Source organism: Pseudomonas sp. Z003-0.4C(8344-21), assembly GCF_900104975.1.
Classification (GTDB): Bacteria; Pseudomonadota; Gammaproteobacteria; order Pseudomonadales; family Pseudomonadaceae; genus Aquipseudomonas; species Aquipseudomonas granadensis.
On record NZ_LT629756.1, the window covers coordinates 5098651 to 5125396 of the forward strand.

Here is a 26746-nt window from a genome sequence, read left to right on the forward strand (position 1 = left end):
GTTCAGTCACTGGAATTATTGACTGAACCACCGCTTTCGCGAGCAGGCTCGCTCGCACATTGAAAGGAAATTTACCCATGAAAAAATTGCTGACCATTGCCGCCGCCACGCTACTCAGCGCCTGCCAATCCACCACCCCGGCCGGCAAAGTCGGCCTCGACGGCGAAGTGTTTTACCTGCAACGCATCGCCCTGCCGCCGAGCGCGACATTGAGCGTCAGCCTGCAGGATGTTTCGCTGGCTGATGCACCCGCCGTGGTCCTCGACCAACAGAAAGGCCCCGTCAAAGGTCAGGTGCCGCTGCCGTTCCACTTGAGCTACGATCCGGCGCAGGTCAAACCCGGCCATCGCTATTCGGTCAGCGCGCGCATCGAGGTCAATGGTGAGCTGATGTTCATCACCACCGAAAACCACGCCGTGCAGCTCGACGGCAATGGCCCGCAGCCGCTGAAAATCCGCGTCGACGCCGTCCGCTAACTCACGCTCCACCACAAGGAAGCCGCCATGCGCCGCCCTACCCTTCGCTTCGCCGCCATCTGCACCGGCCTGATGATCTCCGCCAACGCCCTGGCCCTGTCGCTCAGCGACCTGTCGCAACAAGACGCCGCCGGCGGCCTCAAGGATGCCCTGACCCAAGGCGCACAAATCGCCGTCAAACAACTCGGCACGCCCGGTGGCTTCAGCAACAACCCTGAAGTGAAGATCGAATTGCCAGGCAAACTCGGTAAAGCCGCAAGCAAGATGAAAGCCTTCGGCATGGGCGCCCAGGTCGAAGAACTGGAAACCGCGATGAACAAAGCCGCGGAATCCGCCGTGACCCAGGCCCAGCCAATCCTAGTCGACGCCGTGAAGAAAATGAGCGTGGCCGACGCCAAAGGCATCCTCAGCGGCGGCAACGACTCCGCCACCCAATACCTCGACAAATCCAGCCGCGAACAGATCCGCGCCAAGTTCTTGCCGATCGTCAAACAAGCCACCGACAAGGTCGGCGTCGCGCAGAAATACAACTCGTTCGCCGGCCAGGCCGCCGCATTCGGTGTGGTCGACGCGAAGAGCGCCAACGTCGAAAACTACGTGACTGAACAGGCGCTCAATGGTTTGTTCGAGATGATTGGCAAACAGGAAGAAACGTTGCGCCAGAATCCTGCAGCGGCGGCGACGAGTCTGGCGAAGAAGGTGTTTGGAACGCTTTAAGCGGTTACGGCGTGGGGGCGAAGCAACGCGCCTCCGTGCTTACATTTTTGTAGAGGGCTTCGTAAAAAATACACCCATTCCCGTCCCATCTTCCTTCGCTCGAAAACCTGCAATTTAATCAGTCCCTTTAATGCCGAAGCAGCCTCGGCATACGAACAGACAAAGTTTCCCGCCACATTGTTGGCAGTGAATTCTTTTGCAACTCCACTTTTTGCCACTTGATAAACCGCACGCTGTTTCTCTGTCAGTTGCTCGAAAAAGCCTGAACTGATGAGCCAGCGCTCGAAGTCTTCGGTATAGGCAACAGTTCTGCGGTAAACGTCTGTGAATCCAAGCACCGCACGCTGGATGACCGAGCACTGAAATTCGATGAAATAGGTCAGGTCCAGCTCATCCGCCTCGGTGTGTAAATAAGATCGTCCGTATTTCACCGGTGCGTTGCGCAATAGCAAACTGATCGCGATATAGCGAAAAGCTGCGAACTCGTTTTTGAACATCAACCAATAAAACAACGCCCTGGCGACCCGCCCGTTTCCATCACGAAAGGGATGTTCATAGCCCAAGGCAAAGTGCAGCGTGATTGCCTTGATCAGGGGATGCAGATAATTCTTCTCTAGTGTTGAGCCGTCGGACAGGTTGACCCAATTCGACAGTTTCTCCAGCCGCGCAACCAAACCCGCAGCAGGCGGCGGCCGATGCACGGTGTTGCCCGCGCCGTCCTGCACAACGACTTCATCATTGGCTCGGAAAACTCCGGGGGAATATTGCTCGTCATCGATCCCTTCGACACCGACCTGATGGATCGCGGCGATCAACGCTACGCTCAAGGGTTCGTGACGTTGTTCCCAGGCAAAATTCATCATCCGGTAATTACCCAGCACCATGCGCTCGTCGGGGGTGCGCGGCTGGCGCTGATGCTTGAGCATGTCCTTGGCCACCCGTGTGGTGGTGGCCGCGCCTTCCAACTGGCTACTGGCGATGGCTTCATCTTCGATCAGATCATTGAGCAGATAAGAAAAGTGCATCCGCTCACCGATCTGACTGGTCATGTAGTCCAGCGCAGCCGTACTGGTATGACGATCCACGACAGACAGGGTTTTCTGCGCCAGCGGCGTCTGCACATATTTGCTCCATTGCAACGGCTCGCCCAACGGCAACAGATTGATGTATTGCGCCGCCCGCGCCCTCTTCACCAAAGCCCAACAAAGATTCGCGTCCAACCCCGCAGCCCAGCGATAGCGCAGCGCCTCGAATGGCAGGTAACGACCCTGATCATCAAATGGTTTGAGCAACGCAAGATAATCTGCCAAGCGCTCCTTGTGGGGAGAACGAGCCAAGAGATCGAAAACAGGGTCGGTTCTGCCGCTTGATTTCGGTGGCTTCTTCATCGGGACAGACTCAAGGATCGCGGAAAACAGGAGCCGGAGTACAACATTCGACGCGCAGAGGCTCAAGATCGGAGGTTTCTGAAAAAGATGTAGGACGGTGGGAGCATGGCAGAGTAGTAATCGTCGGCTGCCCGGCCGCCTTCGCTTGCAGGCAAGCCCCCACAAAAACCGCGCCCACCATCAGGCCGAGTGCCAGCTCGCCTGCTTTTTATCTCGCTGCTGATCTTGGTCGCCGCCGCCATTGAAGGTTGAGGCTTGAAATCAGTCAAAAATCAAAAGCCCCTCACCCTAGCCCTCCCGAAACGTCGGACCGCCCGTAGGGAGAGGGGACTGACCGAGTTGTTTGGAGTAAGCGCGCCAGCATGCGATATCGAGTCGAATGCAAATTTTGAATCCAACCAAAATCGGCCCCCTCTCCCTCGGGAGAGGGCTGGGGTGAGGGGCGGATACACCGCAGATCAAAAGCCAGCCACCCGCCTCTAACCACTCAACAATGAGCGTTAGCTCGCGTGCTTTTGATCTTGCGTCACCGGCGACGTCGGAAGGCTGAGCGCAGGGATTGATCCGGGCGTGGGAGCGCAGCGACCGTCTGGCGCAGCCAGACACAGCGGAAGGAGGTGCAGCGCAGCAAACCGTAGCCGCTGCGCCCGGATCGATCCCGGAGCGAAGGAACCCCAAGCCCGCGAAGGGCCGAACGCAGGAGCAAGCCTTTTCGGTTACCTTTTCGGCGTCTGGAAAAGGTAACTCGCCGTAAGGGCGAAACCGCCAGCCGCAACACCCAAAAAACCGGATATTCACCCAAACCCCAAGAGCCTGGTCGGCCCGAAGGCCGCCAAGAATCAAACCTCCCGACGAACCCTGAACCAGGCCGCATACAACGCCGGCAAAAACAGCAGCGTCAACGCCGTAGCCACAATCAACCCGCCCATGATCGCTACCGCCATCGGCCCGAAGAACACACTGCGCGACAACGGAATCATCGCCAGCACCGCCGCCAGCGCCGTCAGCACAATCGGCCGGAACCGCCGCACGGTCGCCTCGATAATCGCCTGCCATGGCTTGAGCCCAGAGGCGATATCCTGCTCGATCTGATCCACCAGAATCACCGAATTGCGCATGATCATCCCCGACAACGCAATTGTCCCCAGCATCGCCACAAAGCCGAATGGCTGGCGGAACACCATCAGAAACAACGTCACCCCGATCAACCCCAGTGGCGCCGTGAGAAACACCATCGCCGTGCGCGAAAAACTGCGTAACTGCAACATCAACAGCGTCAGCACCACAACGATGAACATCGGCACCCCGGCATTCACCGACGCCTGCCCGCGCTGAGAATCCTCCACCGTGCCGCCGACATCCAGCAGGTAGCCATCCGGCAATTCGGCGCGAATCGAATCCAGCGTCGGCATGATCTGCTTCACCAGCGTTGCCGGTTGCTCCTTGCCGTAGATATCCGCTCGCACGGTCACGTTCGGCAGGCGGTTGCGGTGCCAGATGATCCCTTCCTCGAAGCCATATTCAAGCGTGGCAATCTGTGACAAGGCGACACTGCGGCCGTTGTCCGTCGGCACCGCCAGACTTGGCAGCAGCGACAACTCGGTGCGTTCATGCACCGTTCCGCGCAGGAGGATTTCGATCAACTCATTGTCTTCGCGGTACTGACTGACGCTCGACCCGGTCAACGAACTCTGCAGGAATTTCGCCAGATTCGCCGTGCTCACGCCCAGCGCGCGCGCGCGCTCCTGATCGATATTCAGGTAAACGACTTTGCTCGGCTCCTCCCAATCCAGGTGCACATTGACCACATGCGGATTTTCGCGAACCTTGGCCGCTACCTTGCGGGCAAGCGCGCGAACCTCTTCGATATGCTCGCCAGTCACACGGAACTGCACCGGATAGCCGACCGGCGGACCGTTCTCCAGACGTGTGACCCGCGAGCGCAGCGTCGGGAATTGCTCGTTGAGGGTGTCAATCAACCACATACGCAGCGTCTCTCGCTCCTCGATGGTTTTCGCCAACACCACAAACTGCGCGAAGCTCGCTGCCGGCAGCTGCTGATCGAGCGGCAGATAAAAGCGCGGCGAACCGGTGCCGACGTAAGCCACGTAATTGTCGATACCCGCGTGCTCCTTGAGCAGCGCTTCGAGGCGTTTGACCTCGCTGGTCGTGTTAGCCAACGACACGCCCTCGGCCAGTTTCAGATCAACCATCAGCTCCAGTCGATTGGAGGCCGGGAAGAACTGTTGCGGGACAAAGCGGAACAGCATCACCGAGGCGATGAACAGCCCGACGGTCAGCACGATCACGGTTTTGCGGTGCGCCACACACCATTCAACCAAGCGCCGGACCCGCTGATAGAACGGCGTGCCGTACGGGTCTGGCTGACCGTCGCCGGTGCCATGCTTGGCTGCGTGAATCTTCGCCAGATCCGGCAGGAGTTTTTCCCCCAGATACGGCACGAACATCACCGCCGCGACCCACGACGCGAGCAGTGCAATAGTCACCACCTGGAAGATCGAACGGGTGTATTCGCCAGTGCCGGACTGTGCCGTGGCAATCGGCAGAAACCCGGCAGCGGTGATCAAGGTGCCGGTCAGCATCGGGAACGCGGTGCTGGTCCAGGCGTAACTCGCGGCGCGGATGCGATCGAAGCCCTGCTCCATTTTGATCGCCATCATTTCCACGGCGATGATCGCATCGTCGACCAGCAACCCCAACGCCAGCACCAGCGCACCGAGGGAAATCTTGTGCAAACCGATGCCCAGGTAATACATGCAGGCGAAGGTCATCGCCAACACCAGCGGGATGGTCAGCGCGACGACCATGCCGGTGCGTACGCCGAGGGAGAAGAAGCTCACCAGCAACACGATCGCCAACGCTTCGACCAACACCTGGACGAACTCGCCGACACCGGTTTTCACCGCTGCCGGTTGGTCGGACACCTTGCGCAGTTGCATGCCGGCCGGGAGGTTTTTCTGCAATCGCGAGAACTCGGTTTCCAGCGCTTTGCCGAGCACCAGAATGTCGCCACCGTCCTTCATCGCGACAGCCAGACCGATCGCATCGTCGCCCATGAATCGCATGCGCGGCGCCGGCGGATCGCTGAAACCGCGACGCACGTCAGCGATATCGGCGATGCGGAACGTACGATCAGCGACACGAATCGGAAAGTTCTTTATCTCATCGACTGTCTGAAAATTTCCCGAGACCCGTAGCTGCAAACGCTCGCTGCCGGTTTCGAAGAACCCCGCCGTGGAGACCGCGTTCTGCTCTTCCAGCGCTTGCTGCACCGCGGCCAGCGGCAAACCCAAGGTTGCCAGTTTGACGTTGGACAGCTCGACCCAGATTTTCTCGTCCTGCAGCCCGAGCAGTTCGACCTTGCCGACATCCTTGACTCGTTGCAGCTGGATCTGGATGCGATCGGCGTAATCCTTGAGCACGGCGTAATCGAAACCGTCGCCCGTCAGCGCATAGATATTGCCGAACGTGGTACCGAACTCGTCGTTGAAAAACGGCCCTTGAACGCCCGGCGGCAAGGTTTGGCGAATATCGCCGACTTTCTTGCGCAACTGATACCAGAGGTCGGGAATGTCCTTGGAGTGCATCGAATCACGGGCGATAAAAGTGACTTGCGATTCGCCGGGGCGGGAGAACGACATGATGCGTTCGTATTCGCCGGTTTCCATCAGCTTCTTTTCTATGCGCTCGGTGACCTGACGCGAAACTTCCTGCGCCGTCGCGCCGGGCCAGCGGGTCTGAATGACCATGGCCTTGAAGGTGAACGGCGGATCTTCGCTCTGGCCCAGTTTGGTGTAGGACAACGCGCCAACAACGGCGAGCAAAAGCATCAGGAACAGTACGATCTGGCGATTACGCAGCGCCCATTCAGAGAGGTTGAAGCGCATCGGGGCTTACTCCTTGTTCGCCAGATTGACCACGCGGTTGGAGCGATCCACCGGCCGCACCTGCTGACCTTCGAGCAACACATGGACCCCGGCTGCCACCACCCAGTCGCTGGCGCTCAAGCCTTCGAGCACCGGTACGTTTTTTTCACCGAACGGGCCGACGCGCACCGGGGTTTTCTTCAAAGTGTTGTTGACGCTCACGACCCACACGTAGGTCGCGCCGTTTTCGGCGGTGAGGGCCGATAGCGGCACTGACAAGGACACGCTGTCGGCGGATTGCACGAAGACCCGCGCGCTCTGGCCCAGCTCAGCCGGGACTTTGCCGCTGGCAAAGGAAATTCGTGCGGCGAAAGTCCGCGAACGCGGATCGGCCGCTGGCGACAATTCGCGGATCTGCCCGGCGAAGCGCTGGTTCTGCTGGGTCCACAATTCGACGGTGACAGGCTGCCCGACCTTGAAGCGGCCGAAGCTTTGCTCCGGCAGGCTGATCAAGACTTCACGTTCACCATCGGTAGCGAGGGTGAACACGGTTTGCCCGGCAGCGACCACTTGCCCAACTTCCACCGAGCGTTTGGCCACCACGCCATCCTGCGGCGCGCGCAGTACTGCGTAGCTGGCCTGGTTGGTGGAGACGTTGAATTCGGCTTTGATTTGTTTAAGGCGTGCTTCGCCGGAGCGGTATAGATTTTCGGCGTTGTCGTAGGCCGAGCGGCTGACCATCTGCCGCTCCATCAGGGTTTTGTAGCGATCCCGCTCGGCGCGCACCAGATTCAGATTGGCTTCGGCGGCAGCGACCTGAGCGCGCGTGGCTTCCAGTTGCAGGCGTACATCCTGCGGATCGAGTTCGGCCAAGGGCTGGTCAGCTTTCACGCGCTGGCCTTCATCGACCAGTCGTCGGCTGACCTTGCCGCCAATACGAAACGCTAGGTCCGGCTCGTAACGCGCACGGACTTCACCGGGATAACTTTCCATCGCCTGCGCCGAAGGCTCTGGCTGCACCACCATGGCCGGTCGCACGGTGACTTGCGTCACCTCTTCCTGACCGCACGCCGACAACAGAAACGCCAGACTCGCTGGCAGTGCAAAGGACAACGCATGGCGGAACATGGTGACGGACCTTTCGCTAATGGTGCTTGGAATATTTATACTGGCCGGTATGGTATTAATAGCAAACTCACCAGTCCAGTATTAAAAGCGAAGAATGTCGAACAATCCTGCAGCTCCAAACGGCCCAGGCCGCCCCAAGGATCTGGCCAAGCGCCAGGCCATCCTCGACGCGGCGAAAATCCTCTTTCTTACGCACGGTTACGCCAACACCAGCATGGACGCGGTGGCCAGCGAGGCCGGCGTGTCAAAACTGACGGTCTACAGCCATTTCAACGACAAGGAGACCTTGTTCTCTGCCGCCGTAGTGGCCAAATGCGAAGAGCAATTGCCGCCGCTGTTCTTCGAATTGCCGGAAGGCATTGCGGTGGAAAATGTGTTGCTGAACATTGCCCGAGGCTTTCATCAACTGATCAACAGTGAGGAATCGGTGAACCTGCACCGGCTGATCATGGCGCTGGGCAGTCAGGACCCGAACCTGTCGCTGATCTTCTTCGAAGCCGGCCCGGAGCGCATGGTGCAGGGCATGGAGCGACTGTTGACGCGTATCCACAAGACCGGCGCGCTGAACATCGATCTGCCGCGCAATGCCGCCGAGCATTTCTTTTGCCTGATCAAGGGTGCGGGGAATTTTCGGCTGTTGTATGGCTGTGGCGAGCCGTTGAGCGAAGAGGCTTCAGAACGCCATATTCAGGAAGTAGTGGCTTTGTTTATGCGCGCTTATCGACCCTGATTTCTGCGGTGTCGGCACTGACGCCATCGCTGGCAAGCCAGCTCCCACAAGGATTTGGGTGTGATCACAAACTGTGTACACACCAACAAACCCTGTGGGAGCTGGCTTGCCAGCGATTGGCGCGACTCGGTTTTAAGGCTTCAGTGCTTTTTTCGGGTAAATGTCATACCGGCTCGACTTGCCATCCAGCGCATGGCTAGGCTTCGGCCCGTCAATGCAAGGCGCTTTGCGCGGGCGCTTGACCACGACCCGGTGCGTGGCCAACGCCAGCGCGGCTTCGAGCAAGGCTGGTGCATCCGGGTCATCGCCGACCAGGGGCCGGAACAGGCGCATTTCCTTTTTCACCAACGCGGTCTTCTCTCGGTGCGGAAACATCGGGTCGAGATAGATCACCTGCGGCGGCTCGCCTTCCCAATGGCGCATGACCTCGATGGAATTGCCCTTGAGCAGCTTCATCCGCGCCACGATCGGCGCTACGTCGAAATCCTCCGCCGCCCGCGCCAGACCGTCTTCCAGCAGCGCGCCAATCAACGGCTGGCGCTCGATCAGGCTCATTTCACAGCCGAGGCTGGCGAGGACGAACGCATCCTTGCCCAGCCCCGCCGTGGCATCCAGCACGCGCGGGCGCACGCCTTGGGCGATACCGACCGCTTTGGCGATCATCTGCCCGCTACCGCCACCGTACAAACGCCGATGCGCCGCGCCGCCCTCGACAAAGTCGACCCGCACCGGCCCCGGTGCGTCCGGGCCGAGTTGTTGCAGCTGCAAACCCTGCTCGCCGACCTGCAAGGCGAACTCGCCGTCAGCCTCGGCGAGCGGCAGGCCGAGACGTTCGGCCCATTGCTCGGCTTGCGCTTGAAACGTCGCGGCGAGGGCCTGGACATGGATGCGGCAGGCCGCGAGTGACTCGATCATGAAAAAACGCTCAAAAAAGTTAAGGATCGACAAAAACCGCCGATAAACCATTCAACGCGCATTTTGCCAGAGCTGAGCGTCAACCGAAAAAAATGTCAGGCATTCTTCCCACATCGATTGGCTACATCTCGCCCCATGGCGATTTCAGCCGTCATAACACTCAAGCACTGGGCGGCGTCAGTCACCTGTGGCAGGATTTCTTTGCCCAGGCGCTGGCTGAACAGTCGAGTGAAGTGGTGCCAGCCTGCGGCACGTTCCCACCGGTTGACCTGAACAGCCCGCAAGAACCCACCATCGGCAGCGAACTGCACGCGCACATCATCAGCCAGCGCGAGTGCGATGTGGTCGAAACTCAAGTGCGTCCGCCGGAGCCGTTGTTCCTGCCGATCGCCGAGTTCGAGATGGAATTGCTCGACAAGCCGTTCCCACCGTTCCCGCCGGAAGAACTTAAAGCCCAGCAGGAACAGCAGAATTTCGACAGCAGCTGGGTCCGCCCGATCGTTATCAATAATGGTCAGCCAATGCCAGAACCTGGCCCGGCGCCACAGAAGAAGCCGCTGTACCTGCCGATCGCCGAGTTCGACCTCGATCTGCTGCAAAAGCCTTACCCGCCATTCCCGCCGGAAGAAATTGCCGAGCAGCAGAAAGCCCTCGACTTCGATAACGGCTGGGCACGCCCGATCGTTCTGCAGAACCTGCGCCTCGCCGCGTAAACCTCAGCGACACACGCTCCAGCGTCCGACATCGACATGAAAATGATTGCGATGGGCCGCGTTGTACTCCGGACTCAAGACCACACTGAAGGCCTCGCAGGCACCGTCGCGCACCTGACGCAGGAAGCGCGCGTCCTGATTGTCCCTGGGCCAGTCCTTGAGCACACTGATGCTGCGCCCGTCAGCCAGGCGAAAACCGGCGATATCCAGCGCATCGGCGCTGGCGTGACGGCTTAGCGCCCCGCTCTCGCGGTTGTAGACATTGCGGCAGGCGAAGCTGCCAAGGTGATCGAGGCGTGCGACCTTCTGCCCATAAACGGCCTGCGCGGCCGGTTGCAGGGAATGATGCTCGAACATTGCGTAAGCCACCGCCAACGGGCAACTGGCGAGGAAACTGCTGCTCAGCGCAACCTCGCCGCCCTGCACGCGCAATGCGCCAACCAGCGGACACTTGGCACCGGGGCTGTCGGATTGCTGGGTCACGCGCAGATCCGAACTGCGCAAGGCCTGAGCGCAGAGTTCAGGATCACTGCGCAGACGCATCAGTTTGTAATCGGTGAGCCAATTGGGCGTGGCTTTGATGTCCAGTGGCGCCCACGGATTCCATTGCGCCGGCACGTCCAGCCAACCGCGCCAGACACTGACGGCAGTTCCCCCCAGCGCCAACAGGATCAACCAGAACATCCAGCGCCCCATGCTCAGCCTTTGAACAATTGATTGGCCTTGGCGTACGGCATCGACTGCGACGTGAAGCCAAAGGTGCCCGACTGCTGAATTTCCTCAGCGGCGCGGAAAAACTCGCCAAACGCCGCCAGCGCCAAGGCCGAACCGGTGCTGACGCGCCGCACGCCGATGTCCTGCAATTGCTGCACCGTCAGTTGCAAACCGCCAGACATCAACACATTCAGCGGTTTCGGCGCCACCGCCCGGACCACCGCCAGCACTTCTTCAGCAGTGCGCAGCCCCGGTGCATACAACACGTCAGCGCCCGCCTCGGCGAACGCCTGCAAGCGGCGGATGGTGTCGTTGATATCAGGATTGCCGTGCAAGTAGTTTTCCGCGCGGGCGGTCAGCACGAAGGGAAACGCCAGCGTGCGCACCGCCGCGACAGCGGCCTCGATGCGCGCCACGGCGTGTTCGAAACAGTAGATCGGCGCGTCCGCGCGGCCAGTGGCATCTTCGATCGAACCGCCCACGGCGCCGGCTTCGGCGGCGCGCAGCAGGCTCTTGGCACACTCGGCCGGGTCATCGGCAAAACCGTTTTCGAGGTCCACTGCCACCGGTAAATCCGTTGCCGCGACGATCGCGCGAACATTGGCCAGGGTCTCGTCCAGGCTCAACGCACCATCGGCCTTGCCTTGCGAAAACGCATAACCGGCACTGGTGGTCGCCAAGGCTTGATAGCCGAGGCTGGCGAGCATTTTCGCTGAGCCGGCGTCCCACGGATTGGGAATGACGAAAATCCCCGATTGTTCGTGCAGGGCTTTGAAGGCAAGGGCTTTACGGGCTTGTTCGTTGCGGGCTGAAGCGTCCATCGGCAGGCTCCGGGCGGGAAAATACAGACGCCTCAGAGCAGGCCAAGTTGCTCGGCGGCGGGTTCTCTGTATAGCTCAGGCAGCGCTGGCAGGCCAGGCAAACGCTGCATCAATTGCGTATGAAAACGTTGCGCCAGCTTCGCCGCGAGCAGATTGTCAGCGGTGTGCAGGAAGATATAGGGCGTGCGCCCTTCTTCGATCCACTCGGCGATCTTGCTCACCCACGGCAGCAGAAACGGGTCGTTGGCTTCTAGCTCAGGATGACCGATGAAGCGCACCTGCGGGAACTGGGTAAACGCCGCCGGACGCGTCGGCACTCGCGGCTTTTTCGATTGTGCGTGGATGACCGAAGACTTGGTCGACAGGCAACTGAATAGCGCGCGCGGATCGAGGCAGATGCGCTCGACACCACGATCCAGCAGCAGACGGTTGAGCAAGCGCTCACTCTCGCCCTTGACGAAAAACTGCTCGTTGCGCACTTCGACCGCCAACGGACAGTCCAGCGCATCGATGAAAGCCGCCAGTTCCGGCAGCCGCTGCGGGGTGAAGCCTTTCGACAGTTGCAACCACAACGGCGACACCCGTTTGCCGAGCGGCTTGAGTAATTGCAGGAAGGTTTCGGCGGGGGTCAATTGATCGCGCAAGTCACCGCTGTGGCTGATGTCGCCGGGGAATTTGGCGGTGAAGCGAAAGTGTTCTGGCATGATCTCGGCCCAACGCTGCACGGTGGCGGGCGACGGGCTGGCGTAGAAGGTGGTATTGCCTTCGACGGCGTTGAACACTTGGGAATAGAGGCCGAGAAAGTCGGAGGTTTTTGCGTCTACCGGATACAGATACTCGCGCCAGGCGTTTTCGCTCCAGGACGGGCATCCAAGGTAGTAAGGCAGATCCATCAGATATACAGATCGAGGCCCAGCACGTCGGCATCCCAATCGACAAAACCGGCGGTGCTCAGGTAGCTGGCCAAGGCCATCGCTACGCTTTTGCTCATGGCGCGGTGGTAGATCATGTCTTGCTGACGGGCGGGCAGATTGCTCAGACGTTGCGCAGTGGCTTTGGCGGCAGCACGGGCCGCCAGTTGTTCTTCAGTCGGAAACTCCAGCTCGCCGTCGATATCGTCGAGGGATTCATCCAACGTCACAGGGCCTTTGCGAGGCTTGCGCTTGATGGGATAGGACTGAGAGGAAACGCCGTCTATACGCATAATTTCATGCTCGGTATCAATGATGGCAATTTAGCGGCACCTGACCGACTTAGCAAACTGCCGAGTGATAACTAGAACACATAAAGCGCAAAAGGTTTTAAACGAGGGGAAAAAACTGACGATTGGCGATATTTGCGTGTGACTTATTTCACTTTGCTCGCGAGTGCGCCGCATCAGACAAATTTCCTTATCTGAGTCACCGCTTCGCGAGCAGGCTCGCTCCTACAGGGGAAAGCGGTGATTTAGCGGGCTTTGGGAGTGGCGACTTTGTCGCGCAGGTAGACCGGCTGTGCGTCGTCCGCCGGGATCGACTCGCCGCGTTCCCAGGCAAAACGCGCCAGGGTCAGCAGGTCTTCGGCGTGGGGCAGCATGCCGGCATCGGCGCCGGTCAGGTTGACCGCAATGCGCTCGCCGTAGCCCCAACCGGTGCCAGCACCGAACCACTCGCCACTGGCGTCGGCCGGCAGCGCTGCGACTTCCGGTGGCAGCACGGCTTCGGCGCCGGCCAGACGCATTTCACCTGCCGTCTCGCGGTAGCAGCCCCAATAGACTTCGTCCATGCGCGCATCGATGGCCGCTGCGACCTGGCTCACGCCGTGTTCGCGCAACGCACGTTGCGCCAGCACCGCGAGATTGGATACCGGCAACACCGGACGATCCAGCGCAAACGCCAGCCCCTGCACCACGCCGATGGCAATCCGCACACCGGTGAATGCACCCGGCCCACGGCCGAACGCAATGGCGTCGACCGCTTGCAGCGTAGTGCCGGCATCAGCCAGCAATTGCTGGATCATCGGCAGCAATTTTTGCGCGTGCAGACGCGGGATCACCTCGTAATGGCTCGTGACCTTGCCGTCGTGCAGCAAGGCAACGGAGCAAGCTTCAGTCGCGGTGTCCAGGGCCAGCAAGGTACTCATCGATGTTTCCAGAACAGGGGTGGGGAAAAAGGTGCGTCAGTATAAACAACTACGGCCCGCAAGCGGGCCGTGGATGATGTAGCGGTTCAGACTTTTCAGCTCAGCGCCGCGAGGACCTTTGCGGTGATTGCATCGACCGAACCGACGCCCGGAATGTGGCTGTACTTCGGCTTGCCGCCATTCTTCGCGGAGAGGTTCTGATAGAACTCCACCAGCGGCTTGGTCTGCGAGTGGTAGACCGACAGGCGATGACGCACGGTTTCTTCGGTGTCGTCCTTGCGCTGCACCAGTTCTTCACCGGTGATGTCGTCTTTGCCAGCCAGTTTCGGCGGGTTGTAGACGATGTGGTAAACGCGGCCGCTGGCCTCGTGAACACGGCGACCGGCGATGCGCTGGACGATCTCTTCGTCTTCAACGGCGATTTCGACCACGGCGTCCAGCTCGACACCGGCAGTCACCAGCGCTTCAGCCTGCGGGATGGTGCGCGGGAAGCCGTCGAACAGGAAACCGTTGGCGCAGTCAGGCTGGGCAATGCGGTCCTTGACCAGAGCGATGATCAGGTCATCCGACACCAGGCCGCCGGCATCCATGATGCTCTTGGCTTGAACGCCCAGTGGTGTGCCGGCCTTGACCGCTGCGCGCAGCATGTCGCCGGTGGAAATTTGTGGAATGCCGAATTTCTCGGTGATGAACTTAGCCTGAGTACCTTTACCGGCCCCGGGAGCTCCCAGCAGAATGACGCGCATTAGATGTGCTCCTCAATTTTTTTATAAAAAGCTTTTACAAAACAAAGGATTCGCCGCTTGGGACGAATCCTGAAAAATACGGGTCGTGGCCGCACAAACGGCCAAAGGCTGATCAAGATACACAGCAGGCTGCGCCCACACAAGACGCCAAAAGTCGGAGAAACCGACGCCCGCGGCGACCTTGCGACGCGGTAACCCAAGTCGCAACCCCATCGTTAACTGTCGCCTGGCGGCACTTTCCCCGCTCACGCACAGCGGCATGCGGCAGCGATTGCTCGATGCCGCATGCCCCGTTGCAAACGTTAGCCGGTATTTCGCAAACCGGCGGCGATCCCCGCCACAGACACCAGCAGCGCCTGTTCTACCGGGCTACCCTGCTCGACTTCCTGCTGCCGCGAGCGTGCCAGCAGTTCGGCCTGCAATAGATGCAGCGGGTCGAGATAGGTGTTGCGCAGACGGATGAATTCGAGGGTGTCAGGGCTGTGCGCGAGCAGCTGCGACTGACCGGTCAGGCCGAGCACCACGGTGCACGCCTGCGACAATAGGTCGCGTAACTGCGCGCCCAGCGGCAGTAGTTCCGGCTCGACCAGACGCTCATCGTAGGACAGCGCGATATCGGCGTCTGCCTTGGCCAGCACCATCTCCAGCATGTCGATGCGCGTGCGAAAGAACGGCCACTGTTCCCGCATCTGCCCGAGCAACTCGCCTTCACCACGCTCGAGCGCCTTGCTCAGCGCCGACTCCCAGCCGAGCCACGCCGGCAGCATCAGTCGGGTTTGCGTCCAGCCGAAGATCCACGGGATCGCCCGCAGGCTCTCGATACCGCCCGCGCGGCGCTTGGCCGGACGACTGCCGAGCGGCAGGCGCCCCAATTCCTGCTCCGGAGTCGACTGGCGGAAGTATTCGACGAACTGCGGATTCTCGCGCACCACCTGACGGTAAGCGCTGACACCGTCCGCCGCCAGTTCGTCCATCAGGTGCCGCCATTCGGGCGTCGGCGGCGGCGGTGGCAGCAACGTCGCTTCGAGCACCGCCGCCAGATAGAGATTGAGGTTCTGCTCGGCGATGTCCGGCAGTCCGAATTTGAAACGAATCATTTCTCCCTGCTCGGTGGTGCGGAACCGCCCCGCCACCGAGCCCGGTGGCTGCGACAGAATCGCCGCGTGTGCCGGGCCGCCGCCACGGCCGACGGTGCCGCCGCGACCATGGAACAACAGCAGTTCGACTTGCTGCTCACGGCAGATTTCCACCAGACGCTCCTGCGCGCGGTATTGCGCCCAGGCCGCCGCGGTGGTGCCGGCATCCTTGGCCGAGTCGGAGTAACCGATCATCACTTCCTGCGGGCCTTGCAGGCGCGCGCGATAACCCGGCAGCAGCAACAGCCGCTCCATCACCGGCCCGGCGTTGTCGAGGTCGGCGAGGGTTTCGAACAGCGGCACCACGCGCATCGGCCGCAGCACGCCGGATTCCTTGAGCAGCAGTTGCACGGCGAGCACATCGGAAGCCGCGCCGGCCATGGAGATCACGTAAGAGCCGAGCGATGCAGCCGGGGCGGCGGCGATTTCCTTGCAGGTATTCAGCACTTCGGCGGTGTCGGCCGACGGTTTGAAATGCGCCGGGAGCAACGGGCGGCGGTTGCTCAATTCCTGAGTGAGAAATTTGATCCGCTGTTCTTCGTCCCATTCCTCGTAACGCCCGAGGCCGAGGTAATCGGTGATTTCGGTCATCGCCGAGCTGTGCCGCGCAGAATCCTGACGCACATCCAGACGCACCAGGAACAGGCCGAAAGTCACCGCACGACGCAGGCAATCGAGCAACGGCCCGTCGGCGATCACGCCCATGCCGCATTCATGCAGCGAGTTGAAACACAACTCCAGCGGCCCGAGCAGGTCGCGATTGTTGTGCAGCACTTCGGCAGGCGCAGGCGTCGGCGCGGTCAGCGCGGCGTGAGCCCAATTACGTGTCGCACGCAGACGTTCACGCAATTGCTTGAGCACCGCACGATACGGTTCGGCGCTGTCGCCGGCATGCGCCTTGAGCGCGTCACTGGCCTGCTGCATCGACAGTTCGGCGGCGAGGTGGTCGACGTCGCGAAGGTACAGGTCGGCAGCCATCCAGCGCGCCAGCAATAACACTTCGCGCGTCACGGCTGCGGTGACGTTGGGGTTGCCGTCACGGTCGCCGCCCATCCACGAGGCGAAGCGTATCGGCGCGGCCTCCAGCGGCAGGCGCAGACCTGTGGCTTCGTGCAACGCCTTGTCGGCCTTGCGCATATGGTTGGGAATCGCCTGCCACAGTGAATGTTCGATCACCGCAAAGCCCCATTTGGCTTCGTCGACTGGCGTCGGCCGCGTGCGGCGGATTTCTTCGGTGTGCCAGGCTTCGGCAATCAATCGTTGCAGGGTGGTGTGGATCTGTTCGCGCTCGGCGCTGGTCAGGTCGCGATGGTCCTGTGCGGCAAGCTGCGCGGCGATCGCGTCGTACTTCTGGATCAAGGTGCGGCGGGCCACTTCGGTCGGGTGCGCGGTCAGCACCAGTTCGATTTCCAGCCGCGCCAGTTGCCGGGCCAGGGATTCGGCGCTGTGGCCTTCGCTGCGCAAACGCGCCAGCAGTTCAGGCAATACGCGGGATTCGAACGGCGCCGGCTGCGACTCTTCGCGCCGATGAATCAACTGATATTGCTCGGCGATGTTCGCCAGGTTGAGAAACTGGTTGAATGCGCGCGCCACCGGGAGCAATTCGTCTTCGCTCAGCTGATTGAGGCTGGCGCTCAGTTCGGCGTCCATCGAACCGCGCCGGTCAGCCTTGGCGCCCTTGCGGATCTGCTCGATCTTGGCGAGGAACGGCTCGCCGTACTGATCTCGAATGGTGTTGCCCAACAGCTCTCCGAGCAGGTGAACATCTTCGCGCAAGCGTGCATCAATATCGGTCATCAGCAGTTCTCCAACGGTAATCGGGACGGCGCAGAAACGAATGCTTTGCCCGAGAGAGTGCCGCTCTGCGGCGCTTCTTACAAGCAGCCGACGAAGGGACTTTAAACCTTGAGCGGCAAAGCTAGTCTCAACAGTAAGCCGCACGACGGCTTGCCGCCGGCCCTGGCGGACACTCACCCAGACCTGCCATGAGCAGGTGCGAAATGAGGTCATCATGAAAATCCGTGAACTTGCCCAGCATTGGGAAGAAAACGCCAAAGGTCGCCTGACCGATACTGGCTACACGATTCATCTGGACGTGGAATCTGCCGCAAGGCTGGCGGCGATTGCCGAGATGTACCCCAAACGCCATCCCGAAGAATTGCTCGGCGAACTGATCGGCGCGGCGCTTGAAGAGTTCGAGGCGAGCCTGCCGTATGTGAAAGGTTCGACGGTGGTCGCGACCGATGAGGAAGGTGATCCGCTGTACGAAGACGTCGGGCCGACGCCACGTTTTCTGGCGCTGTCGCGGCGGCATTTGCATGATCTGGCCTCGGCCGAGAACAAACAGAATCACTGACCCAACACAGAAAAACCTGTGGGAGCGGGCTTGCCCGCGATGGCGTCATTTCAGTCAAAGATGTGCTGAGCATGATGGCCTCATCGCTGGCAAGCCAGCTCCCACAGGGCCCTGCCAACCCTGATATTTACCTTAAAAATCACCCGCGCGTACCCCTTCAAACCGCCAAAGTTCCCGTCCCAGAGCCTTGTCCAAACGGTCAATTTAATTTTTGGCGATAGGCCATCTTTTCTGAACTTTTCAAAAATGCCGCCGGTCGGAACAGGTAACCACGCCTGGAACGAGCGTTTCAATTCGCGTCAACAAGCGATGCTTTCGGCTCCTCTGCCAGGATGGATTCAGTTGTATTTTCAGGAGATGCCTAATGGAGTTGAAGACCATGAAAACCCAATCCACGTTTTCCCACCTGCGCGGTCTGAAACTGGCCGCTCTGGCCATCGGCACCAGCTTCGTTCTGGCCGGTTGCGCCGGTAATCCACCGACCGAGCAGTACGCCGTGACCCAATCGGCCGTCAACAGCGCGGTGAGCGCCGGTGGTACCGAGTTCGCTGCGGTGGAAATGAAGCAAGCGCAGGACAAGCTCAAACAAGCCGAAATCGCCATGCACGACAAGAAGTATGACGAAGCCCGTCGCCTGTCCGAACAGGCTGAGTGGGACGCTCGCGTCGCTGAACGCAAGGCTCAGGCTGCCAAGGCTGAACAGGCTGTGAAGGATTCCCAGAAAGGTGTTCAGGAACTGCGTCAGGAAAGCCAGCGCACCGTGCAGTAAGCGCGCATCCCGATTGCAAAGCTGAAACTCTTACCGATAGAAAGGACGACAAATTATGCGTAAGCAACTGATGATTCCCGCTCTTCTGGCCGCAAGCGTTGCGTTGGCTGCCTGCTCTACCCCGCCTAACCCGAACCTGGAACAGGCGCGCACCAATTACGCCGGCCTGCAGGCCAACCCGCAGGCAAGCAAAGTCGCCGCCCTGGAAACCAAAGACGCCAGTGATTACCTGGACAAGGCCGACAAGGCCTATCTGGATAAAGAAGACGCGGCCAAGGTTGACCAACTGGCCTACCTGACCAACCAGCGCGTGGAAGTGGCGAAGCAAACCATCGCTCTGCGCACCGCTGAGAACAACCTGAAGAACGCCGCCGCACAACGTGCACAGGCCCGTCTGGATGCCCGTGATCAGCAGATCAAACAGCTGCAGGACAGCCTTAACGCCAAGCAGACCGATCGCGGCACGCTGGTGACGTTCGGTGACGTGCTGTTCGCCACCAACAAGGCTGACCTGAAATCCAGCGGTCTGGTGAATATCAACAAACTGGCGCAATTCCTTCAGGAAAACCCGGACCGCAAAGTGATCGTCGAGGGTTACACCGACAGCACCGGTACCGCCAGCTACAACCAGTCGCTGTCCGAGCGCCGTGCGACTTCGGTGCAAATGGCCCTGATCAAAATGGGTGTCGATCCATCGCGTATCGTCGCCCAGGGTTATGGCAAGGAATACCCGGTCGCGGATAACGGCAGCGTCTCGGGCCGTGCGATGAACCGTCGGGTCGAAGTGACCATTTCCAACGACAACCAGCCGGTTGCACCGCGTTCTTCGGTGAGTTCGAACTAAGGTTCGCGCTGGAACGCAAAAGCCCCGCTTGATTCGGTTCAGGCGGGGCTTTTTTGTGCGGGCTGAGATCGCGGCCGCTCATCGGAACGCCGCCCGCCCAGCCCTCTCCCGAGGGAGAGGGAGCCGGTTTGTGTCGCTTTCAAAACTTGTGTTCAGCGCAATGGATCAGGTCGACGTAGCTTAAACAAACACCTCGGTCAGTCCCCTCTCCCTTTGGGAGAGGGTTAGGGTGAGGGCTAGGCGGCCTGCAGAATCACTCCTGCAGCTTCTGCGGCGTCTCTTCGCCCATGCACCGCACAGCCTTTTTCTGCGCATTGACCAGCACCCCGGTCAGGCCTTTCTGCTCGGTATCAAACAACACCAACACGCCGTCAATGCACTGCGCCACTTGCGGCGCCGGAGTCAGCGATAATTTGTAGTCCTCACCGGGCACGGTTTTGAGCATGGTGAACTCGTTGAGCAGCAGCGCATCCTCGGGTTTGGCGAAGTGCAGGTAGCCGTAGTACCACAGTGCCCCGACGGTGCCGAGGATGCTGCAGATACCGGTGATGATCAGCGGGATGGCGTTACGTTCTTCAGTCATTGCGGGTTCTCATCTTCAGAATTCGGGGGCGCTGGATAGTTGGGGATTTCGCCGAGGCGGCGCAGGCCGTTGAAATGCTCGGGGTCGTCGAGATAACGCAGCATCACCTGCTGCCACACCGGATCGCCGAAGGTTTGCACATGGCCGCCGCGCGTCAGTTGCAGCACCCGCGGTGGCGGCGCCGCTTGATACAGTCGAATGCCGTTGACCATCGGCACCAGCGGATCGTCGATGCTGTGGAAGATCAGTTTCGGCACGCCGGTGAGTTGCGCCATCGACTTGATCGCGCTGTCCCCGTCCGGCACCAGCCACGACAGTGGCACCTGCAACGGCCAGGTCAGCCACGACGTGCTCAGCGCATACTGGCCGACGCTGCGGTAACTGGCGGGCACACCGTCGAGCACCAGGGCTTTGAGCTGCTTTTGCCGCTCAGGATGCTGCACCAACCAATGCACCGCCATCGCGCCACCGAGGCTTTGCCCGAGCAGCACCAACGGTTTGCCTTTGACGTCCGGGGCGTTGTCCAGCCAGGCGAACGCGGCGTCGATGTCCTGATAGATCGCCGGCAAGCTCGGCTTGCCTTCGGACAAGCCGTACCCGCGATAGTCCACCAGCAGCACTTGATAGCCGTTTTTCGGCAGCCACCAACTGCCACCCAGATGCATCGGCAGGTTGCCGCCGTTGCCGTGCAGATGCAGCACCGTGCCTTTGACTTCCACGCCGGGTTTGGCCGGCAGCCACCAGGCGTTGAGTTTCAGGCCATCAGCGGTCACCAGCGTGACCGTGCGGTAGTCGAGTTTGGCTTTTTCCGGGGTGAAGACTTGGCCCGGTTCGGGGTAGAACAGCAGCGAACTGCAACCGCCCAGGGTCAGAAGCAGGCAAAAGATGCCGAGGATTCTCATCCGTTGAAACCTCGCAAGAAATTGGCAAGCAATCGATTAAAAGACAAACAAATAACCCTGTGGGAGCTGGCTTGCCAGCGATGGCGGTGGGTCAGCCAACATCAAATTGACTGACAGAATGCAATCGCTGGCAAGCCAGCTCCCACAGGGGTTTGTGTTTGGATCAGAGGATATTGGAGTAATCCGCTTCGATCCGGTCCAGGCTCAAATGGTTGAGGAAGTTGGAGAAGCACATCCACGCCGACAACGCGTTCAGATCGCGGAACTGATCCGGCAGATACTTCGGCGGCACCACCAGTCCCTCATCCACCAATTGGCGCAGGGTACGCATGTCTTCGAGCGTGGTTTTGCCGCAGAACAACAGCGGAATCTGCTCGAGCTTGCCTTTGCGCACGGCCAACTGAATGTAGTTGTAAACCATGATGAAGCCCTTGAGGTAGGACAAGTCTTTGGTGAATGGCAGACCGGTCGGCGTCGAACCGCGGAAAACCCGACTGGCATTGCCATAGCTTTCCGCCATTTCAAAGCCTTGCTCGCGGAAGAACTCGAACACCTGCAAAAAGTCCGCGCCCTCCTCGACCATGTGAATGGCACGGGTGCGATTGGTCAGTTTGCGCAGGCGACTCGGGTAGGAGGCGAACGTGATGATTTCCATCAGGATTGCCAGACCTTCCTGGGTCACGGTCGACGACGGCGGACCTTTCGACAGAAACGTGCAGATCGGCTGATTCAAACCATTGAGCGTCGTGCCGACATGCACCAGCCCTTCATGAACCTCCAGTGCGCGAACGTCACGGTTGTTGAACATCGCGTCGGTGCGGATCTTGATGTAGTCGGCGCCGGCCGCCGCATCGGCGACAATGCCGTCGGACTCGAACACCCGAATGGTTTCCTCGGCCTCGCCGAACACCTTGTTCAAACGGGTTTGCAGCAAGTGCACGGCGTCCTTGGCGGTGAGGATTTTCGGTTCGTCCTTCAGATCGCCGCGGCCATCGATGTTGTTCAGGTAGTCGGACATCATCAGGCCAAGGTCGGCCAGGGTCGGGTCACCGGCATGGAAGGCATCGGACGCGGCGCCGTACAGTTCTTGCGAGATCAGGCCGAAATCCTCGGTGCCGCGCGCTTCGAGCATACGCACGACCATGCGGTATTCCTTGCACATGCGCCGCATGATCTGCCCGACCGGGTTGAACTGGCCGAGCTGGCGGGTGATGTCGCGCTCGATGTTCTGGAACTCCAGTTTGACCTGGCTCGAATCGAACGACAGTGGCCGATTGAGGTAGTAGTCGCGATCGATGGCGGGCATTTCCTTGCCCTTGGCCTTGAGAAAACCCTTGCGCACGTTCTCGTCCCACTTGACCGCGTCAAGCACGCGGATCGGCGTCTGCGCCAGCACAATGCGATCGGACAACATGCGTATCGTCTGCTGGTAATCGTCCACCCGAAACTCCTGTAGAAAACCTGACGTGTGAAATTATTGAGCGCTGGCCTGGCGCTGATAGCGCGCGGCTTCAACGAAGACATCGGAATTGGCCGGATCATCAAGGTAGGCGAAGACCTTGTCGAGATTGCTGTCGACGTGCACGCCGTCGCCATCGTCGGTCTGGAAGGCCTGACCGTCGAGAGCGTGCTGTTTGATCGCTTGATTGATCTGCTCGAGGTCGAGGTTGTAGATCACCAGCTCGCGCTTGTCGGTGATTTCGAACCCGGCAATGGTGAAATGACCACCGAACCGCGCCGGCACTTTCGCCGACAGATACCAGCGGCTGCCATGGCGCGACACGGTGAACGGATAGGCTTCGCGTTCGCGCGGTTTGGCCTTGAAGTACGTGACGGCCTGGTAGCGGTCATTGCCGACGCGAGTCAGCTCAAGGTTCATCGGCTCGCCCCAGGCATTGGTGCTCGACCACTTGCCGAGCAAGCCCTTGGGCGCCGGGTCGCTGGCCGCCAGCGGCTCCTTGAACGTCACCAGACAGCCACTGAGCAGCAGCAACGACAAGGCCATCAGCACGCCACGCCAGGACTTCATTCGAGACTCCTTATGAACACAAGCGGCGTTCATTGTGATCGCTTTCCCCTGTAGGAGTGAGCCTGCTCGCGATGACGGTATGTCAGCCAACGAAAATGCAGGATGTGAGACAGCCATCGCGAGCAGGCTCACTCCTACAGGGTTCGCGTTAGACCGAGGCGAGCACCAGGTGCATATACCGCGTCAGGATGCCGAGCATGTCCTCTTCGGCCAAAGGCTCGGCGTCATTGAGCAGGCCCTGATATTCCATCCGTCCGATAATCGCCGTCAACACTTTGGCATCCTGCTGCGGTTCGCGCGAGCCCAATACCTGAAACAACTGGCAGGTGCCCTGCAACAGAATCTGCTGATGCGAGCGCACCAGGATCGCCAGACGCGGATTGAGCAGCGCTTCCTGGCGGAACGCCTGTTCGGCCATCAAATGCTCACGACGGTTGATCAACTGCCGGTGCACGTAGTCGGCCATCAGCCGCGCGATGTCGTCGGCCAGTTGCGAGCGTGACTCGGGGCTACCGTCGCCACTGACAACCATTTCGCGCAACAGGCCTTCGTTGTTGATCCACAGCTTGGCCATGTACGCCGCGCTGCGTTCAACATATTGAGCGAAGGTATCGGTGAGCAGGTCGTCGATGTCCTTGAAGTAATACGTGGTCGCCGACAGCGGCACACCGGCCTCGGCCGCTACCGCGCGGTGGCGCACGGCACGCACGCCGTCGCGCACGACAATGCGCATGGCCGCGTCGAGAATGTCCTGGCGACGCTGCTCACTGCCCTGTCGGCTGGCCTTGCGGCCCTGGTACTGAACACTTTCAGCGACCGCAGTGGCGATACCCGCTGCACCTTCTTGAGCTATTGCACCCATCACGACAGCACTTCCTCTACTAATTCCAAATTAACCAATTGATACATTTGTACCAGACAGGCAATAAAAAGCCGCCTGTTTTAGGCGGCTTTTTAACTGAAACGTTTACGCTTGCGGTCGCATGTGCGGGAACAGGATCACATCGCGAATCGACGGCGAGTTGGTCAGCAACATCACCAGACGGTCGATGCCGATACCTTCACCGGCGGTTGGCGGCATGCCGTACTCCAGCGCACGCACGAAGTCGGCGTCGTAGTGCATGGCTTCGTCGTCGCCGGCGTCCTTGTCGGCCACCTGCGCCATGAAGCGCTCGGCCTGGTCTTCGGCGTCGTTCAACTCGGAGTAGGCGTTGGCGATTTCACGGCCGCCGATGAACAGCTCGAAGCGGTCGGTGACGTTCGGGTTGTCATCGTTGCGACGGGCCAGCGGCGACACTTCGAACGGGTACTGGGTAATGAAGTGCGGCTGTTCCAGCTTGTGCTCGACCAGTTCTTCGAAAATCATCACCTGCAGTTTGCCCAGACCTTCGAAGCCCAGCACCTTGGCGCCGGCCTTCTTGGCGATGGCACGGGCCTTGTCGATGTCGTTAAGGTCATCGGCGGTCAGCTCAGGGTTGTACTTGAGGATCGAGTCGAACACCGACAGACGCACGAACGGCTCGCCGAAGTGGAACACCTTGTCGCCGTACGGCACGTCGGTGCTGCCCAACACCAGCTGCGCCAGCTCGCGGAACAGCTCTTCGGTCAGGTCCATGTTGTCTTCGTAATCGGCGTAGGCCTGATAGAACTCCAACATGGTGAATTCAGGGTTGTGACGCGTCGAAACGCCTTCGTTACGGAAGTTGCGGTTGATCTCGAAGACCTTCTCGAAACCACCAACAACCAGACGCTTCAGATACAGCTCCGGCGCGATACGCAGGAACATTTCCATGTCCAGCGCATTGTGGTGGGTTTCGAACGGCTTGGCCGCAGCGCCGCCGGGAATGGTCTGCAGCATCGGCGTTTCGACTTCGAGGAAGTCGCGCTTCATCAGGAAGCTGCGGATGTGCGCAATCACTTGCGAACGCACGCGGAAGGTCTGGCGCACGTCTTCGTTGACGATCAGGTCGACGTAACGCTGACGGTAGCGCTGTTCGGTGTCGGTCAGGCCGTGGTGCTTGTCCGGCAGCGGACGCAGCGACTTGGTCAGCAGACGCACGTTGGTCATTTCAACGTACAGGTCGCCCTTGCCGGAGCGCGCCAGGGTGCCTTCGGCGGCAATGATGTCGCCCATGTCCCAGGTTTTCACCGCGGCCAGGGTTTCTTCCGACAAGGTCTTGCGGTTGACGTAGACCTGGATGCGCCCGGTCATGTCCTGGATCACCATGAACGAGCCACGGTTGAGCATGATGCGACCCGCAACCTTGACCGGGATTGCAGCCTCTGCCAGCTCTTCCTTGGTCTTGTCCGCGTACTGTTTCTGCAAGGCATCGCAGTAGTTGTCGCGGCGGAAGTCGTTCGGGAAGGCATTGCCCTTGGCGCGCTCGGCAGCAAGCTTTTCCTTGCGCAGGGCGATCAGGGAGTTTTCTTCCTGTTGCAGGGCTTGCGGGTCGAGTTGTTGGTCGCTCATGTCTTTAAGTATTCCATCAGGTTCGTTGCCCCCGGACCCTGCGGTCCGGGGATCGCCAGCGGGCTGGCTCCTACAGGGATCGAGCTGAAAGGGTCGATCCTGTGTTGGCGTCTGTTACAGGCCCGATTTCAGGCTGGCTTCCAGGTACTCGTCGATGTCGCCGTCGAGCACCTTGTCGCAATCGCTGCGTTCGATGTTGGTGCGCAGATCCTTGATCCGCGACGCATCGAGCACGTAGGAGCGAATCTGGTGACCCCAGCCGATATCGGACTTGGTGTCTTCCAGCGCTTGCGAGGCGGCGTTGCGTTTCTGCATTTCCTGCTCGTACAACTTGGCCCGCAGCATTTTCATGGCGGTGTCCTTGTTGGCGTGCTGGGAACGTTCGTTCTGGCAGCTGACCACGGTGTTGGTCGGTACGTGAGTGATACGTACGGCCGAGTCGGTGGTGTTTACGTGCTGACCACCGGCACCGGAGGAACGATAGGTGTCAATGCGCAGGTCTGCCGGGTTGATTTCGATTTCGACCTTGTCGTCGATCTCTGGCGAGACGAACACCGCCGAGAACGAGGTGTGGCGACGGTTGCCGGAGTCGAACGGGCTCTTGCGCACCAGACGGTGCACGCCGATCTCGGTACGCAGCCAGCCAAAGGCGTATTCACCCTTGATGTGCACGGTCGCGCCTTTGATACCGGCGACTTCACCGGCGGACAGTTCCATGATGGTCGCTTCGAAACCGCGTTTGTCAGCCCAGCGCAGGTACATGCGCAGCAGGATGTTGGCCCAGTCCTGCGCTTCGGTACCGCCGGACCCGGCCTGGATGTCCAGGTAGGCGTTGTTCGGGTCCATTTCATGGCTGAACATGCGGCGGAATTCCAGCTTGGCCAGACTTTCCTCGAGACGGGCCAGCTCGGCGACGACATCACCGACTGCGCCTTCGTCGTTTTCTTCGACGGCCATGTCCAGCAGGTCGCGGCAATCGGCCAGACCGGCGTTCAGTTCATCGAGGGTATCGACGATCTGCGCCAGCGCAGCGCGCTCGCGGCCCAGTTCCTGGGCGTATTCAGGTTTGTTCCAGACACTCGGATCTTCAAGCTCGCGATTGACTTCGGTCAGACGCTCATGCTTTTGATCGTAGTCAAAGATACCCCCGAATAGTTTCGGAGCGCTCGGACAGGTCCTTGATGGTGTTCAGGATCGGGTTGATTTCCATGACGGGCAGCACTCGTTGGCGAACTTTTGAAAGCCGGCGAGTATAACGTAATCAGGCTGGCGCGGCAGCCCGTCTGGCGGTGAATGGGCCG

The 26746-nt window shown here is 60.1% G+C and carries 25 protein-coding genes; 7 read left to right on the forward strand and 18 right to left on the reverse strand.

Going from position 1 to position 26746, the window contains the following annotated elements; all coding sequences use genetic code 11:
* Window positions 1-77 precede the first annotated feature (77 nt).
* Entirely contained in the window at window positions 78-476 is a 399-nt protein-coding gene (locus BLU24_RS23100) for a YbaY family lipoprotein (protein ID WP_093104294.1), read from the forward strand.
* Window positions 477-503: 27 nt separating this feature from the next.
* Window positions 504-1193: a DUF4197 domain-containing protein gene (locus BLU24_RS23105; RefSeq protein ID WP_093104297.1), complete on the forward strand. Its 690-nt coding sequence runs from the start codon at window positions 504-506 to the stop codon at window positions 1191-1193.
* On the opposite strand, the gene BLU24_RS23110 is transcribed toward BLU24_RS23105, so the two are convergent.
* The 3 genes from BLU24_RS23110 to BLU24_RS23120 all read right to left on the reverse strand — a co-directional run bounded on the left by BLU24_RS23110 (window position 1190) and on the right by BLU24_RS23120 (window position 7596).
* Window positions 1190-2581, reverse strand: coding sequence for a Fic family protein (locus BLU24_RS23110; RefSeq protein ID WP_093104300.1), 1392 nt, complete (start codon window positions 2579-2581; stop codon window positions 1190-1192). The genes BLU24_RS23105 and BLU24_RS23110 overlap by 4 nt on opposite strands.
* An 839-nt stretch (window positions 2582-3420) precedes the next feature.
* Window positions 3421-6489: an efflux RND transporter permease subunit gene (locus tag BLU24_RS23115; protein ID WP_093104303.1), complete on the reverse strand. Its 3069-nt coding sequence runs from the start codon at window positions 6487-6489 to the stop codon at window positions 3421-3423.
* Between the two features lie 6 nt (window positions 6490-6495).
* A complete protein-coding gene (locus BLU24_RS23120; protein WP_093104306.1) occupies window positions 6496-7596 on the reverse strand; it encodes an efflux RND transporter periplasmic adaptor subunit in 1101 nt (366 codons plus the stop codon).
* A 94-nt stretch (window positions 7597-7690) separates the two neighbouring features.
* Between BLU24_RS23120 and BLU24_RS23125 the strand changes: the two genes are divergently transcribed.
* The gene (locus tag BLU24_RS23125; RefSeq protein ID WP_093104308.1) at window positions 7691-8326 is read left to right on the forward strand and encodes a TetR/AcrR family transcriptional regulator; all 636 of its coding nucleotides are present in this window, start codon (window positions 7691-7693) and stop codon (window positions 8324-8326) included.
* A 132-nt stretch (window positions 8327-8458) separates the two neighbouring features.
* Here the strand turns inward: BLU24_RS23125 and BLU24_RS23130 are convergent, their stop codons facing one another.
* Window positions 8459-9241, reverse strand: coding sequence for a class I SAM-dependent methyltransferase (locus BLU24_RS23130; protein WP_093106907.1), 783 nt, complete (start codon window positions 9239-9241; stop codon window positions 8459-8461).
* A gap of 92 nt (window positions 9242-9333) precedes the next feature.
* Here BLU24_RS23130 and BLU24_RS23135 point away from each other — a divergent pair, with 92 nt between their 5' ends.
* Window positions 9334-9954, forward strand: coding sequence for an energy transducer TonB (locus BLU24_RS23135; protein ID WP_093104311.1), 621 nt, complete (start codon window positions 9334-9336; stop codon window positions 9952-9954).
* Window positions 9955-9957: 3 nt separating this feature from the next.
* Here the strand turns inward: BLU24_RS23135 and BLU24_RS23140 are convergent, their stop codons facing one another.
* From BLU24_RS23140 to ppc, 7 genes are all read right to left on the reverse strand, one after another.
* A complete protein-coding gene (locus BLU24_RS23140; protein ID WP_442965757.1) occupies window positions 9958-10638 on the reverse strand; it encodes an extensin-like domain-containing protein in 681 nt (226 codons plus the stop codon).
* 14 nt (window positions 10639-10652) lie between these two features.
* Window positions 10653-11489: an isocitrate lyase/PEP mutase family protein gene (locus tag BLU24_RS23145; protein ID WP_093104317.1), complete on the reverse strand. Its 837-nt coding sequence runs from the start codon at window positions 11487-11489 to the stop codon at window positions 10653-10655.
* Window positions 11490-11521: 32 nt separating this feature from the next.
* A complete protein-coding gene (locus BLU24_RS23150; protein ID WP_093104319.1) occupies window positions 11522-12382 on the reverse strand; it encodes a DUF72 domain-containing protein in 861 nt (286 codons plus the stop codon).
* Entirely contained in the window at window positions 12382-12693 is a 312-nt protein-coding gene (locus tag BLU24_RS23155; protein ID WP_093104322.1) for a hypothetical protein, read from the reverse strand. Before BLU24_RS23155 ends, BLU24_RS23150 begins: the two co-directional genes overlap by 1 nt.
* Before the next feature lie 242 nt (window positions 12694-12935).
* Window positions 12936-13610 carry a tRNA (adenosine(37)-N6)-threonylcarbamoyltransferase complex dimerization subunit type 1 TsaB gene (gene tsaB, locus BLU24_RS23160; RefSeq protein WP_090281973.1) on the reverse strand — a complete coding sequence of 225 codons (675 nt, stop codon included), beginning with the start codon at window positions 13608-13610 and terminating at the stop codon, window positions 12936-12938.
* A 95-nt stretch (window positions 13611-13705) separates the two neighbouring features.
* Complete coding sequence (gene adk, locus BLU24_RS23165; RefSeq protein ID WP_039762420.1) at window positions 13706-14356, reverse strand: adenylate kinase; 651 nt, start codon at window positions 14354-14356, stop codon at window positions 13706-13708.
* A 302-nt stretch (window positions 14357-14658) separates the two neighbouring features.
* Complete coding sequence (gene ppc, locus BLU24_RS23170) at window positions 14659-17289, reverse strand: phosphoenolpyruvate carboxylase (RefSeq protein WP_093104325.1); 2631 nt, start codon at window positions 17287-17289, stop codon at window positions 14659-14661.
* A 214-nt stretch (window positions 17290-17503) separates the two neighbouring features.
* Here ppc and BLU24_RS23175 point away from each other — a divergent pair, with 214 nt between their 5' ends.
* The 3 genes from BLU24_RS23175 to BLU24_RS23185 all read left to right on the forward strand — a co-directional run bounded on the left by BLU24_RS23175 (window position 17504) and on the right by BLU24_RS23185 (window position 19461).
* Window positions 17504-17848, forward strand: a complete 345-nt coding sequence (locus BLU24_RS23175; RefSeq protein WP_090281971.1) for a pilin assembly protein — start codon at window positions 17504-17506, stop codon at window positions 17846-17848.
* Between the two features lie 364 nt (window positions 17849-18212).
* Window positions 18213-18617, forward strand: coding sequence for a DUF4398 domain-containing protein (locus BLU24_RS23180; RefSeq protein WP_090281970.1), 405 nt, complete (start codon window positions 18213-18215; stop codon window positions 18615-18617).
* Between the two features lie 55 nt (window positions 18618-18672).
* A complete protein-coding gene (locus BLU24_RS23185) occupies window positions 18673-19461 on the forward strand; it encodes an OmpA family protein (RefSeq protein ID WP_024011746.1) in 789 nt (262 codons plus the stop codon).
* A 253-nt stretch (window positions 19462-19714) separates the two neighbouring features.
* Here BLU24_RS23185 and BLU24_RS23190 read toward each other — a convergent pair whose 3' ends face one another.
* From BLU24_RS23190 to prfB, 7 genes are all read right to left on the reverse strand, one after another.
* Window positions 19715-20044, reverse strand: a complete 330-nt coding sequence (locus BLU24_RS23190) for a hypothetical protein (RefSeq protein WP_093104328.1) — start codon at window positions 20042-20044, stop codon at window positions 19715-19717.
* Entirely contained in the window at window positions 20041-20946 is a 906-nt protein-coding gene (locus BLU24_RS23195; RefSeq protein WP_093104330.1) for an alpha/beta hydrolase, read from the reverse strand. Before BLU24_RS23195 ends, BLU24_RS23190 begins: the two co-directional genes overlap by 4 nt.
* A 163-nt stretch (window positions 20947-21109) precedes the next feature.
* On the reverse strand, window positions 21110-22360 hold the full coding sequence (locus BLU24_RS23200) for a flavohemoglobin expression-modulating QEGLA motif protein (protein ID WP_172833349.1): 1251 nt from the start codon (window positions 22358-22360) through the stop codon (window positions 21110-21112).
* Between the two features lie 60 nt (window positions 22361-22420).
* Entirely contained in the window at window positions 22421-22975 is a 555-nt protein-coding gene (locus BLU24_RS23205) for a hypothetical protein (RefSeq protein WP_093104333.1), read from the reverse strand.
* Window positions 22976-23123: 148 nt separating this feature from the next.
* Window positions 23124-23837 (reverse strand): TetR/AcrR family transcriptional regulator, encoded by a 714-nt coding sequence (locus tag BLU24_RS23210; RefSeq protein WP_093104335.1) that lies wholly within the window; start codon window positions 23835-23837, stop codon window positions 23124-23126.
* A gap of 105 nt (window positions 23838-23942) precedes the next feature.
* On the reverse strand, window positions 23943-25445 hold the full coding sequence (gene lysS / locus BLU24_RS23215; RefSeq protein ID WP_090281964.1) for a lysine--tRNA ligase: 1503 nt from the start codon (window positions 25443-25445) through the stop codon (window positions 23943-23945).
* 114 nt (window positions 25446-25559) lie between these two features.
* Window positions 25560-26655, reverse strand: a protein-coding gene (prfB, locus tag BLU24_RS23220) for a peptide chain release factor 2 (protein WP_157720869.1) whose coding sequence is annotated in 2 segments (ribosomal slippage) — window positions 25560-26582 and window positions 26584-26655 — 1095 coding nt in all. Because the reading frame shifts where the segments join, the coding sequence is not laid out codon by codon here.
* Window positions 26656-26746: the final 91 nt, after the last annotated feature.

What these genes read in the sequence shown, in the direction of transcription:
- BLU24_RS23100 (WP_093104294.1), top strand. Translation starts at nt 78, where the DNA reads ATGAAAAAATTGCTGACCATTGCCGCCGCCACGCTACTCAGCGCCTGC.
- BLU24_RS23105 (WP_093104297.1), top strand. Translation starts at nt 504, where the DNA reads ATGCGCCGCCCTACCCTTCGCTTCGCCGCCATCTGCACCGGCCTGATG.
- BLU24_RS23110 (WP_093104300.1), bottom strand. Translation starts at nt 2,581, where the DNA reads ATGAAGAAGCCACCGAAATCAAGCGGCAGAACCGACCCTGTTTTCGAT.
- BLU24_RS23115 (WP_093104303.1), bottom strand. Translation starts at nt 6,489, where the DNA reads ATGCGCTTCAACCTCTCTGAATGGGCGCTGCGTAATCGCCAGATCGTA.
- BLU24_RS23120 (WP_093104306.1), bottom strand. Translation starts at nt 7,596, where the DNA reads ATGTTCCGCCATGCGTTGTCCTTTGCACTGCCAGCGAGTCTGGCGTTT.
- BLU24_RS23125 (WP_093104308.1), top strand. Translation starts at nt 7,691, where the DNA reads ATGTCGAACAATCCTGCAGCTCCAAACGGCCCAGGCCGCCCCAAGGAT.
- BLU24_RS23130 (WP_093106907.1), bottom strand. Translation starts at nt 9,241, where the DNA reads ATGATCGAGTCACTCGCGGCCTGCCGCATCCATGTCCAGGCCCTCGCC.
- BLU24_RS23135 (WP_093104311.1), top strand. Translation starts at nt 9,334, where the DNA reads ATGTCAGGCATTCTTCCCACATCGATTGGCTACATCTCGCCCCATGGC.
- BLU24_RS23140 (WP_442965757.1), bottom strand. Translation starts at nt 10,638, where the DNA reads ATGTTCTGGTTGATCCTGTTGGCGCTGGGGGGAACTGCCGTCAGTGTC.
- BLU24_RS23145 (WP_093104317.1), bottom strand. Translation starts at nt 11,489, where the DNA reads ATGGACGCTTCAGCCCGCAACGAACAAGCCCGTAAAGCCCTTGCCTTC.
- BLU24_RS23150 (WP_093104319.1), bottom strand. Translation starts at nt 12,382, where the DNA reads ATGGATCTGCCTTACTACCTTGGATGCCCGTCCTGGAGCGAAAACGCC.
- BLU24_RS23155 (WP_093104322.1), bottom strand. Translation starts at nt 12,693, where the DNA reads ATGCGTATAGACGGCGTTTCCTCTCAGTCCTATCCCATCAAGCGCAAG.
- tsaB (WP_090281973.1), bottom strand. Translation starts at nt 13,610, where the DNA reads ATGAGTACCTTGCTGGCCCTGGACACCGCGACTGAAGCTTGCTCCGTT.
- adk (WP_039762420.1), bottom strand. Translation starts at nt 14,356, where the DNA reads ATGCGCGTCATTCTGCTGGGAGCTCCCGGGGCCGGTAAAGGTACTCAG.
- ppc (WP_093104325.1), bottom strand. Translation starts at nt 17,289, where the DNA reads ATGACCGATATTGATGCACGCTTGCGCGAAGATGTTCACCTGCTCGGA.
- BLU24_RS23175 (WP_090281971.1), top strand. Translation starts at nt 17,504, where the DNA reads ATGAAAATCCGTGAACTTGCCCAGCATTGGGAAGAAAACGCCAAAGGT.
- BLU24_RS23180 (WP_090281970.1), top strand. Translation starts at nt 18,213, where the DNA reads ATGGAGTTGAAGACCATGAAAACCCAATCCACGTTTTCCCACCTGCGC.
- BLU24_RS23185 (WP_024011746.1), top strand. Translation starts at nt 18,673, where the DNA reads ATGCGTAAGCAACTGATGATTCCCGCTCTTCTGGCCGCAAGCGTTGCG.
- BLU24_RS23190 (WP_093104328.1), bottom strand. Translation starts at nt 20,044, where the DNA reads ATGACTGAAGAACGTAACGCCATCCCGCTGATCATCACCGGTATCTGC.
- BLU24_RS23195 (WP_093104330.1), bottom strand. Translation starts at nt 20,946, where the DNA reads ATGAGAATCCTCGGCATCTTTTGCCTGCTTCTGACCCTGGGCGGTTGC.
- BLU24_RS23200 (WP_172833349.1), bottom strand. Translation starts at nt 22,360, where the DNA reads ATGTTGTCCGATCGCATTGTGCTGGCGCAGACGCCGATCCGCGTGCTT.
- BLU24_RS23205 (WP_093104333.1), bottom strand. Translation starts at nt 22,975, where the DNA reads ATGAAGTCCTGGCGTGGCGTGCTGATGGCCTTGTCGTTGCTGCTGCTC.
- BLU24_RS23210 (WP_093104335.1), bottom strand. Translation starts at nt 23,837, where the DNA reads ATGGGTGCAATAGCTCAAGAAGGTGCAGCGGGTATCGCCACTGCGGTC.
- lysS (WP_090281964.1), bottom strand. Translation starts at nt 25,445, where the DNA reads ATGAGCGACCAACAACTCGACCCGCAAGCCCTGCAACAGGAAGAAAAC.